The following is a 14,436-nucleotide window of genomic DNA, read 5'->3' on the forward strand; positions in this document are numbered from 1 at the left end:
ATTAAGAAAAGATACATTATTTCGTTGAGGGCGCTCTTCCGTATCCTGGCAAGATTTTTCCGGCCATCTGAAAGCATCTATCCCGCTGCTCTGGGCAAATATGCCTCACCGCGCACAAACGTCACGATACAGACTGGCACGGAATCTGCCTTTGTAAAATGTACATTTTATTAATATGTACGTTTTATGAGGATCAAGCCGATGTCAGACGCCACTTCCATGGCCGAGGATTTCGCCAGCGGTCGCAGCGACCCGGTGCAAGCCCTCGAACAGGCACTCGATAAGGCCAGCCAGGCCCCGGCCGTGTTCATCAGCCTGACCGCCGAGCGTGCCCGCCGTGAAGCCGAAGCCTCGGCTGCCCGTTGGCGCGCCGGCCAGCCATTGAGCGGGTTCGATGGTGTACCGCTGACCTGGAAGGACCTGTTCGATGTGGCCGGCAGCATCACCACCGCAGGCGCTGCCTATCGCCGCAACGCGCCTGCCGCGTTGCTCGATGCGCCTGTGGTCGGCCTGTTGTGCCGCGCTGGCATGGTCAGTATCGGCAAGACCAACCTGAGCGAACTGGCTTATTCCGGCTTGGGCCTGAACCCGCATTTCGGCACGCCGCATAATCCCCATGGCGGCGACCAACCGCGCATTCCTGGCGGCTCGTCGTCCGGCTCGGCGGTGGCGGTCGCGGCCGGGATCGTGCCCATCGCCATGGGCACTGACACCGCCGGTTCCATCCGCATCCCGTCAGCGTTCAATGGCCTGGTGGGCTACCGCAGCAGCAGCCGACGCTACAGTCGCGACGGGGTGTTCCCCCTGGCCCACAGCCTCGACAGCCTCGGCCCGCTGACCCGCAGCGTGCGCGATGCGCTGGCCATCGACGACCTGCTGCATGGCCGTACCCAGACCCACACTGCCCGCAGCCTCAAGGGCCAGCGCTTTGTGCTGGCGCAACAGGACGCTGAACCCGCCGTGCGCAACAATCTGCTGCGCGCAGTGGAGCAACTCAAGGCCCGGGGCGCACTTGTTGAAGAGCGTGAATGCGCGACGTTCCAGGCCACCCTGGACCTGATCAAGCACCACGGCTGGCTCGGTTCCTTCGAAGCCTTTGCCCTGCATGAAGCGCTGCTCGACAGCCCCGACGCCGAGCAACTCGACCCTCGCGTACGTCGCCGCCTCGAAACCGCGCGCGCACTGCCCGCCAGTCAGCTTATCCACCTGACCGACGCACGCCGCCGCCTGCAACAGCAACTGATCGACGACCTCGACGGTGCACTCCTGATCACCCCGACCGTCGCCCATGTCGCACCCGCTCTGGCAGCGCTGGAGGCCGACGACGACCTGTTTGTCAAAACCAATCTCGCCACCCTGCGCCTGACCATGCCCGGCAGCTTGCTCGACATGCCCGGCGTGACCCTGCCCAGCGGCCGCGATGCCCAGGGCCTGCCCACCGGGCTGCTGCTCAGCGCCCCGACCGGAGAAGACGCGCGCCTGCTGCGCGCGGCGTTGTCCGTCGAAACCGTACTTAACGTTTAAGGAGACACACCATGGCTAAAGACATCCTCTGTGCATTTGGCGTCGACGTTGACGCCGTCGCCGGCTGGCTCGGTTCATACGGCGGCGAAGACTCGCCGGACGATATCTCCCGCGGCCTGTTCGCCGGTGAAGTCGGCGCGCCGCGCCTGCTGAAATTGTTCGAGCGCTATGGCCTGCGTACCACCTGGTTCATTCCCGGCCACTCGATGGAAACTTTCCCCGAGCAGATGAAGGCCGTGGCCGACGCCGGTCACGAAATCGGGGTGCACGGCTACAGCCACGAAAACCCCATCGCGATGACGGCCGAGCAGGAAGAAATCGTCCTGGATAAATCCATCGAACTGATCACCCAGGTCACCGGCAAGCGCCCCACCGGCTATGTCGCGCCGTGGTGGGAATTCAGCAAGGTCACCAACGAACTGCTGCTGAAAAAAGGCATCAAGTACGACCACAGCCTGATGCACAACGACTTCCACCCCTACTACGTGCGCAAGGGTGACAGCTGGACCAAGATCGACTACAGCCAGCACCCCGACACCTGGATGAAACCCCTGGTGCGCGGCGAAGAAACCGACCTGGTGGAGATCCCGGCCAACTGGTACCTCGACGACCTGCCGCCGATGATGTTCATCAAGAAAGCCCCCAACAGCCACGGCTTCGTCAACCCGCGCCACCTTGAAGAAATGTGGCGTGACCAGTTCGACTGGGTCTACCGCGAACACGAACACGCGGTGTTCACCATGACCATTCACCCCGATGTCTCCGGCCGCCCGCAAGTGCTGCTGATGCTGGAACGCCTGATTGAACACATCCAAAGCCATGCCGGTGTGCGCTTCGTCACCTTCGACGAAATCGCCGACGACTTCATCCGCCGCCAACCGCGTACCTGAACCTTTGCAACCACCCCTGAGGCGCGACCCATGTCCATCTACAACAAGCTTGACCTGACTGGCTGGAAACCCCGGCAACTGACGTCCCAGGAAGTGCGCTTCGCCACCTGGATCGCGTTTTTCGCCTGGGTGTTTGCGGTGTATGACTTCATCCTGTTCGGCACCTTGCTGCCGGAGATTGGCCGGCACTTTGGCTGGGGTGAAGTGGAGCAAGCGGAAATCGCGACCTGGGTCGCGGTGGGCACGGCGGTGGTGGCGTTTGCCATTGGCCCGGTGGTCGACAAGTTGGGCCGACGCAAAGGCATTATCTTCACCGTGGCCGGCTCCGCGCTGTGTTCGGCGCTGACTGCGATTGGCGGCGCGTGGGGCAAGTCGCCGCTGATTCTGATTCGTTCGTTGGGCGGCCTGGGCTATGCCGAGGAGACCGTCAACGCCACCTACCTGAGCGAGCTGTACGGCGCCTCGGAAGACCCGCGCCTGACCAAACGCCGTGGCTTTATCTACAGCCTGGTGCAAGGCGGCTGGCCGGTCGGTGCGTTGATCGCGGCCGGGTTGACCGCGCTGTTGTTGCCGATCATCGGCTGGCAGGGCTGCTTTATCTTCGCGGCGATCCCGGCCATCGTCATCGCGATCATGGCGCGCAAGCTCAAGGAGAGCCCGCAGTTCCAGATCCACCAGCGCATCAGCGAGCTGCGTAAAAGCGGTGCGGTGAAAGAAGCGCAGAACGTCGCCGTGACCTACGGCGTGGACTACGACGAACACAGCAAGGCCGGCCTCAAGGCCGCCTTCCGTGGCCCGGCGCGCCGCGCCACGTTGGTGATCGGTGCCGCGCTGTTGCTCAACTGGGCGGCGATCCAGGTGTTCAGCGTGCTGGGCACTTCGGTGATCGTCAGCGTGCACCACATCTCGTTCGAGAACTCGCTGATCATCCTTGTGCTGTCGAACCTGGTGGGCTACTGCGGTTACCTCAGCCACGGCTGGATGGGCGACAAGATCGGCCGTCGCAATGTGATCGGCCTGGGCTGGATGCTCGGCGGTCTGGCGTTTGCCGGGATGCTGTTTGGCCCGAGCAATATGCCGATGGTGGTCGGGCTGTACAGCCTGGGCCTGTTTTTCCTGATCGGGCCGTACTCGGCGGCGCTGTTCTTTATCAGCGAGAGTTTCCCCACCAGCATCCGTGCGACCGGTGGCGCGATCATCCACGCCATGGGGCCGATTGGTGCGGTGGTCGCAGGCTTTGGCGCGACCCAAGTGTTGTCCGCCGGCAGCGACTGGCAGACCGCCGCGCTGTGGTTCGGCGCGCTGCCGTGCTTCCTGTCCGGCGCCTTGATGTTTGCCGCTCGGCATGTGCGTCCGGAAACCGTTCAGTAAGGAGTGATCGATGAGCCGTAAAGTTGCCTTGATTACCGGTGCCGCCAGCGGCATCGGCCAAGCCCTCGCGGTGGCCTATGCCCGCGTGGGTGTGGCGGTGGTTGGCGGGTATTACTCGGCCGATCCCCATGACCCGCAGGCCACCGTCGGCCTGGTGGAAGAAGCCAGCGGCGAATGCCTGATGCTGCCGTTGGACGTGGGCAATACCGCCTCGGTGGACGCCCTGGCCGAACAGGCGGTGGCGCATTTCGGCCGGCTGGACTACGCCGTGGCCAACGCCGGCCTGCTGCGCCGCGCACCGTTGCTGGAGATGACCGACGCGTTGTGGGACGAGATGCTCAATGTCGACCTCACGGGGGTGATGCGCACCTTCCGTGCGGCCACCCGGCATATGACCGAAGGCGGCGCGCTGGTGGCGATTTCGTCGATTGCCGGTGGCGTGTATGGCTGGCAGGAACACAGCCATTACGCGGCGGCCAAGGCTGGTGTGCCGGGGTTGTGCCGGTCGCTGGCGGTGGAGTTGGCGGCCCGGGGGATTCGTTGCAATGCGGTGATTCCGGGGCTGATCGAGACGCCGCAGTCGCTGGACGCGAAAAATTCGCTGGGGCCGCAAGGCTTGGCGAAAGCGGCGCGGGCGATCCCGCTGGGGCGGGTAGGGCGGGCGGATGAAGTGGCGTCGCTGGTGCAGTTCTTGACCAGTGAGGCGTCGAGTTATCTGACCGGGCAAAGCATCGTCATCGACGGTGGTTTAACCGTGCGCTGGCCTGACTGATGTACCCGATCCAAATGTGGGAGGGGGCTTGCCCCCGATGACAGTTTGTCAGCCAGCTTATCTGTAGCTGACTCTCTGCAATCGGGGGCAAGCCCCCTCCCACATTGGAACTGTGTTTTCTGTAGGAGATGTGTGTATGCCTCAACTTCTTAACCGTCGGGCCGTGATCACCGGCGCCGGCAGCGGTATCGGTGCGGCCATCGCCCGTGCCTACGCCGCTGAAGGCGCACGCCTGGTGCTGGCTGACCGCAACGCGGCCAGCCTCGCCGAAACCGCGATCACCTGCCGCAACCTCGGCGCCGAGGTGTTCGAATGCCTGGCCGACGTGGGCACTGTCGAAGGTGCCCAGGCCAGTGTCGACCGCTGCGTCGAACACTTTGGCGGCATCGACATCCTGGTCAACAACGCCGGCATGCTCACCCAGGCCCGTTGTGTGGACCTGACCCTTGAAATGTGGAACGACATGCTGCGCATCGACCTCACCAGCGTGTTCGTCGCCAGCCAGCGCGCGTTGCCGCACATGCTCGCGCAGCGCTGGGGGCGGATCATCAATGTGGCTTCGCAACTGGGCATCAAGGGTGGCGCCGAGTTGACCCATTACGCAGCGGCCAAGGCGGGGGTGATCGGTTTTACCAAATCCCTGGCGCTGGAAGTGGCCAAGGACAATGTGCTGGTCAACGCCATCGCCCCCGGCCCGATCGAGACGCCCCTGGTCGGCGGCATCAGCGACGACTGGAAACGCGCCAAGGCCAGGGAACTGCCCCTGGGTCGTTTCGGCCTGGCGGATGAAGTGGCGCCGGTCGCGGTGCTGCTGGCCAGCGAGCCGGGCGGCAACCTGTTCGTTGGCCAGACCCTGGGCCCGAACTCCGGCGATGTCATGCCATGAGTGAGGTGTAGCCATGTGCGGACTCTGCGGGCTGCTCGGCGAAGACCTGCACTGGAGCGATCCCCTGGGTGACGAACTGCCCCGGCGCCGCGAACGCCTGCGCCGGATTGCGGCGATCAACCAGGTGCTGGCGGTGTTCCGGCTCAAGGTCGAGGACTTCCAGGGCGCGTCCTATCTGCTGTTGGGCGCTACCGGGAAACAGGAACTGGCCAGCGGCCTGGATCAACTCTGGCGGGCCGCCGAGACCATGCTCGGCCGCCCGTTGGACCCGCTCGACCCACGCTTGCTCGATCATTTGGAGGCCTGCGTATGAGCATCGCCCTCAACGTCATCACTGGTTTTCTTGGCAGCGGCAAGACCACCTTGCTCAAGCGCTTGCTGCAAGGCGAAAGCCTGGGCGACACCGCGTTGCTGATCAACGAGTTCGGTGACGTCGGCATCGACCACCTGCTGGTGGAGGAGGTGGCGCCGGACACTGTGCTGCTGCCCAGCGGCTGTGTGTGCTGCTCGATCCGTGGCGAGTTGAAAGACGCGTTGCTCGGTCTGTTGCAACGCCGTGAGCGCGGTGAAATCCCGGCGTTCAAGCGGGTGATCCTGGAGACCACCGGCCTGGCCGACCCGGCGCCGATCCTCGCGACTTTGAACAACGATGTGCAACTGCGCGGGCGTTTCCATATCGGCCTGGTGATCACCCTGGTCGACGCCAGCCATGCCGCCCTGCAAGAACGCCTGCACCCGGAATGGCTGGCGCAGGTGGCGGCGGCGGATCGCCTGCTGTTGAGCAAGACTGATCTGGCCGGTGACTGCACTGTGTTGCGCAACCACTTGCAGGCACTCAATGCCGGCACGCCGATCTTCAATACGCAGGACATTCACAGCGGCGACCAGTTGTTGCTCGGCGAAGGTTTGCGCAGCGCCGAGCCTGCGGTTGAAGTCAGCCGTTGGCAGTTGCATCGCACCACCACCGCCACCCACGGCGCCGCACAAGTGTGCAGCCTGACCTTCGACCTGCCGCTGGACTGGGTGGGTTTCGGAGTGTGGTTGTCGATGCTGTTAAGATGCCACGGCGAACGAATCCTCCGGGTCAAAGGGCTGCTCAACGTGAACGCCAGTAACGCTCCCATCGTCATCCATGGCGTGCAGCATTGCCTGCACGCGCCGGTGCATTTGCCGGCGTGGCCAGGCACCGACCGCCAATCGCGCCTGGTGTTTATTCTGCGTGGCCTCGACCCTGCGCTGCTGCGGCGCTCCTTCGACGTGTTCTCGCGGCGGTTCGCCGTATGATCACACTGCGCGTCCTTGGCACCTCCGTTACCCTGCTCGAATGCCTGCGCGTACGCGCCGAACAGGAGCTGGGCATTCGCCTGGTGTACCAGGTGCACGACGTCGAACAGGCCCAGCGTATCGCGGTGATGCAGCCCGACAGCTACGACCTGTACGACCAGTGGTTCCACAACGTCGACTTTGTGTGGCCGGCCCAGGCGATCCAACCCATCGACACTCGGCGTATCGCCTTGTGGCATGAGATCAACGACCTGCCCAAGCGCGGGCGCCTATCGGCCGACGACCGCCTGGGCAGCGGCAGCGTGCCCAGTGAGCGGCTGTTCGTACAGCACGACGGCAGCCTCGGCAGCACGGTCACCGAGCGCATCAGCATGCTGCCGCTGACCCACAACGCCGACAGTTTCGCCTACCGCCCCGAGCGCTTGCCTGAGGGTTTTTGCCACGGCAACGAGAGCTGGGGTTGGCTGCTGGACCCGGCTTGGCGTGCGCGCACCGCGCTGCAAAGCGACGCCGCCATCGGCGCCCTGGACGCCGCACTGGCGGTACAGGGCGCGGGGCTGGCCAGCTTCAGGGACATCGGCAATATGAGCATCGAGGAGATCGACGTGCTCGCGGACATCCTCGTGCGCAAACAGAAAGAAGGGCACTTCGCGGCGTTCTGGTCCGATGATGAAGAGGCTGCGCAGTTGATGCTCAGCCCGAGTATCGATATCCAGAGCCTGTGGTCGCCGACCTTGATGCGCCTGCATCGCGCGGGGGTTAAGTACCGCCTGGCGGTGCCGCGCGAAGGTTATCGCGCGTGGTTTGGTGGGTTGTCGTTGTCGCGGCATGCCAAGGGGGCGGTGCTGGACGCGGCGTATGCGTATTTGAACTGGTGGTTGTCCGGCTGGCCTGGGGCGGTGATGGCGCGGCAGGGGTACTACATCGGTAACCCGGCGCGCAGTCGTGATCATTTGAGCAGTGCGGAGTGGGATTACTGGTATGCGGGGCTGCCGGCGCGGGAGGAGTTGCTGGGCAGTGATGGGTTGCCGCTGATCGATGTGGGGGAAGTGCGGGATGGGGGGTCTTATGAGCAGCGCATGGGGCATATTGCGGTGTGGAACTCGGTGATGGATGAGCATAATTATCTGGTGCGGCGGTGGGGGGATTTTATGCGGGCTCGGGGGGGGTGATTGGTTGATTGAGTACATATCCGTTATTTAGGTAACGGCCACCTATGGTTCCGCTCTTACAGCGGGTCACTTTTTGAAGAGCGCAAAAAGTAACCAAAAACGCTTCGCCCCAACACTCGGCACCTCGCCTAGGCTCGGTGTGCCCTCACTCCGGCTAGCGTGTTTGACGGGGCGCCCCAGATCAAGATCAAGAGCGCGGCGGCCTTAGAGCCGACCGGATTGAATGGCCGGTACTCGGTCAAAGTGTGGGAGGGGGCTTGCCCCCGATGGCGGTGTGTCAGCCAACTCATCAGTGACTGACCCACTGCCATCGGGGGCAAGCCCCCTCCCACAGTTTGATCTTCATGTATCAGTTGAAGGGTGGTTTGCTCTGGCTCTGGCTCTGGCTCTGGCTCTGGCTCTGGCTCTGGCTCTGGCTCTGGCTCTGGCTCTGGCTCTGGCTCTGGCTCTGGCTTTTGATCTGCTTTTGATTTTGATCTTAGGCGCCCCGTCAAACACGCTGGCCGGAATTCGGCAGGGATTTGGGGGGTAAACCGGCAGGGATGCCGGTTTAGCCGCCCCGCGCCATGGATGGCGCGTGGCGGCGGCCCCCCAAATCACTGTCGAATTACGGGCACACCGAGCCTAAGCGAGGTGCCGAGTGTTGGGGCAAGAGCGTTTTGCTTACTTTTGCGCTCTATCAAAAGTGAGCCGCCGTAAGGGCGGAACCAATATCCGCCGTTACCCAAATAACGGATATGTACTCAACTCAACTCAACTCAACCTAACCCACTAGCCAACCCATTGTCGCCAAAAAACCGCCACAAAACCCTCGGGTTTTATTGGGTGCACTTAAGCCCACTCCCAGCTAATCTCCTGAAACCGAATATTCAATCCAAATGGATATTTTTTTGACGCCAGGTCAGCAGTCGCAGGGAATGCACATGACAAAGGGACGTAATGGCAGAGAGAGGCGAACGCTGCCAGAGGGTACTGCAATGAGGTGGCGCCACACGTTCCAGACCCGCATCGCCGGGGTGCTCGCGTTGTTGCTGCTGGTGGTGGTAGCCGCCACCTATTTCTCTGTGAAGACCGCCACCGCCCGCGCCATGGAAAACCAGGCGCAAGTCCAGCTGAAAACCGGCAGCCAGGTGTTCGAACGCCTGCTCGATCTGCGCGGGCGTCGCCTGCAATACGGCCTGGACTGGCTGACCGTCGACCTGCCGTTCAAGCAAGCCGTGGCCGACGGCAAGACCGTGCCGATTCTGGCCGCGCTGCGCCGTCACGGCACCGGTATCCGCTCCAGCGAGGTGTTTGTGCTGGGCCTGGATGGCAAGGTCATGGTCAGCACGTTGCCGATCCTCACCCGTGGCCAGTTTTTCCCCTACGACAATGCCCTGCGTCACGCGCGGCGCACGGGCCTGCAGATGCTGATCGTGGCCTTGGATGGACGGCCTTATCTGTTGGTGCAGGATGAAGTGATCGACGAGCTGCCGATCGCACGCATCGTCATGGGGTTCCCCATGGACAAGCTGTTCGCCAATGAACTGCGCTCCATGAGCAACCTGGAGGTGTCGTTCCTCAGCGTGCAGGACGGCCAGCCCGGCCCGTTGTTCAGCACGCAGCCGGACGCCTACCAGGCCGGCACCCTCAGCCTGTTGCGCGAAGGGCACGTCGACCCCGAACCGCAGATCCATTTGTTCTACGGCCAGCGCGTGCTCAGCCAGGTGTTGCCACTCGCCAATACGGGCGACGGCGATGAAGTGCGGGTGCTGTTGCAAAGCCCGCTGGACCACGCCCTGGAATCCTTCGCGCCGCTGGACCGGCAGTTCCTCGGGATTGCCCTGGCGGTGCTGGTGGTGTCATTGGCCGGCGCGTTGTTTTTGGCGCGGCGGGTGTCGCGTCCGCTCAATGCGCTGGTGCAGGCGGCCGAACGCATCGGCGCCGGTGACTACCGCACGCCGGTGCGGGTGCGCAGCCATGATGAGTTCGGCCTGTTGGCCCGTGCGTTCAACGCCATGCAAAGCGGCATCGCCGTGCGTGAGCGGCAACTGGCGCACAACGCGTTGCATGATCCGCTCACCGGCCTGCCCAATCGCGCCCTGGCGATGGAACGCCTGGGCAGTGCGATCAGTGCAGGCCGGCCGGTGGTGTTGCTGTACGTGGGGATCGAAAATTACCGGCTGATCAACGAAGGTTTCGGCCCCGAAGGCGTCGAGGAAATGCTGCGCGAAGCCAGCCGCTGCCTGTCCATGAGCCTGTTGGCCAGTGATACCGCAGCACGCATCGCCGGCAGTGAATTCCTGCTGTTGCTGGAAAACACCGAGGTCGACCGCGCCGTGGCTCGTGCCGACCGCCTCTATGCATTGCTCACCGAGCCGCAGCGCATCGGCAATGACGAACTGCGCCACGAAGTAAGCATTGGTATCGCCGCTTACCCCGCCGACGGCCAGCAAGTGGAAGAGTTGATCAGCCGCGCCGCCATCGCCCGGCATGACGCCGCGAGCCTGCCGGGGCATTTGCAGATCTACCAGCAGGACCGCGACCTGGCCCATCAACGCCAGATCACCCTGATCCGCGACCTGCGGCGTGCCGCCATCGAAGGCGAGTTGTTCCTGTGCTACCAGCCCAAACTCGACCTCAGGCATGGCCATGTGCGCCAGGCCGAAGCCTTGTTGCGCTGGCAGCACCCCACCCTGGGCCAGGTGTCTCCCGCCGAATTCATCCCCCTGGCCGAACGCACCGGCAGCATGAGCAGCCTGACGCTGTGGGTGATCGAAGAAGCGGTTCGCCAGATCGCCGAGTGGGCGCAACGCGGCCTGCTGATCCAGCTGTCGGTGAATATCTCGGTGGACGACCTGGCCGATGATGACCTGGCGATTCGCGTCACCGCGCTGTTGATGCAGTACCAGGTGGACGCCGAGCAACTGATCTTCGAGATCACCGAAAGCGCGATCATGCACAACCCGCAACAGGCCCTCAGCGTGCTGGAGCAACTGCGCGGCTGCGGCATCAGCCTGTCGGTGGATGACTTCGGCACCGGCTACTCGTCCCTCGCGCAATTGCAGCGCTTGCCGGTGCAGGAGTTGAAGATCGACCAGTCCTTCGTACGCAACCTCAACGGCACCAGCGGCGACGGCGTTATCGTGCGCTCCACCATCGAGATGAGCCACAACCTCGGGCTCAAAGTGGTGGCCGAGGGCGTGGAATTCGCCCCCAGCCTCAAGCTGCTCAAGCAGTGGAATTGCGACACTGCCCAGGGCTACCTGATCAGCCGTCCGCTGAACGCGATGGCGTTCGAGATGTGGATGCGGCGCGAGCGGGTGCCGATCTAGAAAAGCCTTTCTCGTCGACTACAGATTTTCAAGACCGCGTCGATAACCTCTACAGAGTCTGACCGAATGCATAGTTTTTTTGCCGACCGACGGTCATGCACTGCTGTGGATTAAGTGATGGCAATTGGCCTTATCTGCGTCATCATACGTGCACTTCAACGCTTCCGTGCCAAGGCTGGCCGCTCTTTTAGCCCACTTCTTGCGGATCGACCATGGCTTGGATACTTCATTCGTTACTTCGTACTGCGCTGTTGCTGGCGATGGTCGGTCCTGCGTCGGCGGCGACGCTTGAGATGCTGGCCCAGCAGGCCGATGGTCAACCTGTTGCCGATGCGGTAGTAACCTTGCAAGGCCCAGCCGAGGCGCCGCAAGGCGTGCTCAAGGCCGACATGGACCAGCGCGGTCAGCGCTTCGCGCCCCATGTGCTGGCGGTGCATACCGGTACGCAGGTGCGCTTCCCCAACAGCGACAATATTCGTCATCAGGTGTATTCGTTCTCCGCCGCCAAGCGCTTCGAACTGCGACTTTACGAAGGTACGCCCACTGACCCGCTGCTGTTCGACAAGCCCGGCGTGGTGGTGCTCGGCTGCAATATCCATGACTGGATGCTCGGCTATATCTACGTCACCGACGACCCGCGCTTCGGCGTCAGCGATGCCCAGGGTCGGGTGCGCCTGGAACAGCTGCCGGCCGGTGACTACCACCTCACCTTGTGGCACCCGCAACTGGCCGATATGCAGCCGCTCGATGGCGGCACCTTGCACATTCCTGCTGCTGGTCTCAGCCATCGTGTGACGTTGAGTCTGGAACCCGCACCGGCGGATTTGCCGCCGCCGCCCAGCGCCTTTGGCGATGCCTTCAATCGAGCCGCCCGTGAAACTGCGCAGTAGTTTTCAGGCGCGGGTCGCCTGCGTGCTGATCGTGCTGTCACTGGTGGTGATCGGCGCGCTGTATTTCAGCGTCAAGGCTGCGACCCGTTCGGCGGTCCACGGCCAGGCTCTGGCTCAGCTGGATGTGGGCACGCGGGTATTCGAGCGCTTGCTCGACACACGCGGTCGGCGCCTGGCCGATGGCGTGCAGTTGTTGGCGGCTGACTTCGGTTTTCGCGATGCCGTCGCTAGTGGCGATTCGGCAACCCTGCGCTCGGTGCTGCTCAACCACGGCAAGCGCATCAACGCCAGCGACATGATCCTGCTGGGCATGGACGGCAAAGTCCTGGCCAGCACCCTGGCGGAAGTCCCCGAGGGCTCGACCTTTCGCTACGACCAGGCCTTGCGTGAGGCCAAGCGCAATCGCCAGGCGATGCTGATGGTGCCGTTGCAGGGCGAGCCGCATCTGTTGGTCGAAGCCTCGGTGCTGGCGCCGCTGCCGATAGCGCGGGTGGTGATGGGGTTCAGCATGGACGCGGCGTTTGCCGATGAGTTGCGCTCGTTGAGCAACCTGGAAGTCTCGTTCCTGGCAATTGACCATGACCGCCCCGGCGAGCTGGTCAGCACTCAGCCGCAGGCACTGCGCCAGAGCATCAGCGCGCTGATGCAGGGCGACTCGACGCGCCGTGGCGTGTCCACCACCGATCATCTTGAACACAGCTTCCTCAGCCAATCCCTGGTGTTGGCCAGTGATGAAAACGGCAAAGTCCTGGCCCTGTTGCAAAGCCCGCTGGATGCAGCGATGCAGGCCTTTGTGCCGCTGGATGAAAAGATCCTGGGGATTGCCCTGGTCGCGCTGATCGCTTCGTTGATCGGTGCGTTGCTGCTGGCGCGCACGGTGTCGCGGCCAGTGCAGGCCCTGGCGCAGGCGGCCGAGCGCATCGGTAGCGGCAACTATCAGACCCCGGTGCTGCTGGCGCGCAGTGATGAACTGGGGCGCCTGGCCCTGGCGGTCAATGCGATGCAAAGCGGCATTGCTGAGCGCGAACAACAGTTGGCGCACAATGCCTTGCATGATCGTCTTACTGGCCTGCCGAACCGTACGCTGGCCATGGAGCGCCTGGGCAGTTCGATTGCCCTGCAACGCCCGATGGCCTTGATCTACCTGGGCATCGACAACCTGCGCGCCGCCAGCGAAACCGCCGGCCCCGAAGCGGTGGACCAATTGCTGATGACCGTGAGCCAACGCCTGCAGGCGGCGTTGCGTCCTGGCGATACCCTGGCGCACTTGATCGCCGATGAATTCCTGCTGCTGCTCGAAGGTGCGGGCAGCGACGAGGCGGTGGGCATGGCCGACAAACTGCAACAGCTGCTGCTGCGCCCCCAGCGCATCAACGGCCATGACCTGGCGCTGGACTGCCGTCTGGGTATCGCGGCGTACCCGGCTGATGGCGAAAGCGCGCACACCTTGCTGGAGCGCGCGGCCATCGCCATGAAGGACGCCGCGCAAATGCCCGGCCGCCTGCAGATCTACGAGCAGGGCCGCGACCTGGCGCACCGCCGCCAGATCACCCTGATCCGCGACCTGCGCCACGCGGCCAACCAGGGTCAACTGTTACTGCACTATCAGCCCAAGCTGGATATACGCCAGGGCCATGTGCGCCAGGCCGAAGCGCTGTTGCGCTGGCAGCACCCGCAGTTCGGCATGGTCTCGCCGGGGGAATTCATCCCGCTGGCCGAACGCTCGGGCAGTATCCAGTTGTTGACCCAATGGGTGATCGAGGAGGGCATTCGCCAGTTGTGCGAATGGAACCGGCGTGGCCTGTCGCTGCAATTGTCGCTGAATATCTCGGCGGATGATCTGCTTGGCGATGAGCTGGCCCATCGGGTCTCGGCATTGCTGCGTCGTTATGGTCTGCCGGCGGAACAACTGTTGTTCGAAATCACCGAAAGCGCGGTGATGCGCGAGCCGGAAAAAGCCCTCAAGGTGCTCAACCTGCTGCGCGACTGCGGTATCGGCCTGTCAGTGGATGACTTCGGCACCGGCTATTCGTCACTGGCGCACCTCAAGCGCCTGCCGGTGCAAGAATTGAAGATCGACCAGTCCTTTGTGCGCAACCTCGATGAAACCAGTGAAGACGCAGTGATCGTGCGCTCCACCATCGAGATGAGCCACAACCTGGGCCTCAAAGTGGTTGCCGAGGGCGTCGAATATGCCCATAGCCTGCGCCTGCTGGAGCGCTGGCAGTGCGACACGGCCCAGGGGTACCTGATCAGCCGGCCCTTGAGTGCCGACGCCTTCGAAGCCTGGGTGGCCTTGCCGCTCAGTGCGCAAACTTCCCTGGTTCATTGAG

Annotated in this window: 11 protein-coding genes; all 11 read left to right on the forward strand. The window is 63.3% G+C overall.

What is annotated here, in order from left to right; translation table 11 throughout:
• The first annotated feature begins 201 nt into the window (after positions 1-201).
• The 11 genes from M2497_RS06535 (at position 202) to M2497_RS06585 (ending at position 14,435) form a co-directional block, all read left to right on the forward strand.
• Positions 202-1,524 carry an amidase gene (locus M2497_RS06535; RefSeq protein WP_248486433.1) on the forward strand — a complete coding sequence of 441 codons (1,323 nt, stop codon included), beginning with the start codon at positions 202-204 and terminating at the stop codon, positions 1,522-1,524.
• A gap of 11 nt (positions 1,525-1,535) precedes the next feature.
• Entirely contained in the window at positions 1,536-2,414 is an 879-nt protein-coding gene (locus M2497_RS06540; protein WP_010212857.1) for a polysaccharide deacetylase, read from the forward strand.
• 30 nt (positions 2,415-2,444) lie between these two features.
• On the forward strand, positions 2,445-3,785 hold the full coding sequence (locus M2497_RS06545; RefSeq protein WP_071494004.1) for an MFS transporter: 1,341 nt from the start codon (positions 2,445-2,447) through the stop codon (positions 3,783-3,785).
• Between the two features lie 10 nt (positions 3,786-3,795).
• A complete protein-coding gene (locus tag M2497_RS06550) occupies positions 3,796-4,557 on the forward strand; it encodes an SDR family NAD(P)-dependent oxidoreductase (protein ID WP_248486435.1) in 762 nt (253 codons plus the stop codon).
• A gap of 136 nt (positions 4,558-4,693) precedes the next feature.
• Positions 4,694-5,443 carry an SDR family NAD(P)-dependent oxidoreductase gene (locus M2497_RS06555; protein ID WP_248486437.1) on the forward strand — a complete coding sequence of 250 codons (750 nt, stop codon included), beginning with the start codon at positions 4,694-4,696 and terminating at the stop codon, positions 5,441-5,443.
• A 13-nt stretch (positions 5,444-5,456) separates the two neighbouring features.
• Positions 5,457-5,756, forward strand: a complete 300-nt coding sequence (locus M2497_RS06560) for a hypothetical protein (RefSeq protein ID WP_248486439.1) — start codon at positions 5,457-5,459, stop codon at positions 5,754-5,756.
• On the forward strand, positions 5,753-6,727 hold the full coding sequence (locus M2497_RS06565) for a GTP-binding protein (protein ID WP_248486441.1): 975 nt from the start codon (positions 5,753-5,755) through the stop codon (positions 6,725-6,727). Before M2497_RS06560 ends, M2497_RS06565 begins: the two co-directional genes overlap by 4 nt.
• Positions 6,724-7,899, forward strand: a complete 1,176-nt coding sequence (locus M2497_RS06570; RefSeq protein WP_248486443.1) for an extracellular solute-binding protein — start codon at positions 6,724-6,726, stop codon at positions 7,897-7,899. Before M2497_RS06565 ends, M2497_RS06570 begins: the two co-directional genes overlap by 4 nt.
• Positions 7,900-8,876: 977 nt before the next feature.
• On the forward strand, positions 8,877-11,213 hold the full coding sequence (locus M2497_RS06575; protein WP_248486446.1) for a GGDEF domain-containing phosphodiesterase: 2,337 nt from the start codon (positions 8,877-8,879) through the stop codon (positions 11,211-11,213).
• 260 nt (positions 11,214-11,473) lie between these two features.
• Positions 11,474-12,103, forward strand: coding sequence for a methylamine utilization protein (locus tag M2497_RS06580; protein WP_248488175.1), 630 nt, complete (start codon positions 11,474-11,476; stop codon positions 12,101-12,103).
• Positions 12,087-14,435 (forward strand): EAL domain-containing protein, encoded by a 2,349-nt coding sequence (locus M2497_RS06585; RefSeq protein ID WP_248486448.1) that lies wholly within the window; start codon positions 12,087-12,089, stop codon positions 14,433-14,435. The genes M2497_RS06580 and M2497_RS06585 overlap by 17 nt, the downstream gene beginning before the upstream one ends.
• Position 14,436: the final 1 nt, after the last annotated feature.

This window comes from Pseudomonas sp. CYM-20-01 (assembly GCF_023169845.1).
Lineage (GTDB): Bacteria > Pseudomonadota > Gammaproteobacteria > Pseudomonadales > Pseudomonadaceae > Aquipseudomonas > Aquipseudomonas azotoformans.

What these genes read in the sequence shown, in the direction of transcription:
- M2497_RS06550 (WP_248486435.1), top strand. Translation starts at nt 3,796, where the DNA reads ATGAGCCGTAAAGTTGCCTTGATTACCGGTGCCGCCAGCGGCATCGGC.
- M2497_RS06540 (WP_010212857.1), top strand. Translation starts at nt 1,536, where the DNA reads ATGGCTAAAGACATCCTCTGTGCATTTGGCGTCGACGTTGACGCCGTC.
- M2497_RS06535 (WP_248486433.1), top strand. Translation starts at nt 202, where the DNA reads ATGTCAGACGCCACTTCCATGGCCGAGGATTTCGCCAGCGGTCGCAGC.
- M2497_RS06575 (WP_248486446.1), top strand. Translation starts at nt 8,877, where the DNA reads ATGAGGTGGCGCCACACGTTCCAGACCCGCATCGCCGGGGTGCTCGCG.
- M2497_RS06560 (WP_248486439.1), top strand. Translation starts at nt 5,457, where the DNA reads ATGTGCGGACTCTGCGGGCTGCTCGGCGAAGACCTGCACTGGAGCGAT.
- M2497_RS06565 (WP_248486441.1), top strand. Translation starts at nt 5,753, where the DNA reads ATGAGCATCGCCCTCAACGTCATCACTGGTTTTCTTGGCAGCGGCAAG.
- M2497_RS06580 (WP_248488175.1), top strand. Translation starts at nt 11,474, where the DNA reads ATGGTCGGTCCTGCGTCGGCGGCGACGCTTGAGATGCTGGCCCAGCAG.
- M2497_RS06545 (WP_071494004.1), top strand. Translation starts at nt 2,445, where the DNA reads ATGTCCATCTACAACAAGCTTGACCTGACTGGCTGGAAACCCCGGCAA.
- M2497_RS06570 (WP_248486443.1), top strand. Translation starts at nt 6,724, where the DNA reads ATGATCACACTGCGCGTCCTTGGCACCTCCGTTACCCTGCTCGAATGC.
- M2497_RS06555 (WP_248486437.1), top strand. Translation starts at nt 4,694, where the DNA reads ATGCCTCAACTTCTTAACCGTCGGGCCGTGATCACCGGCGCCGGCAGC.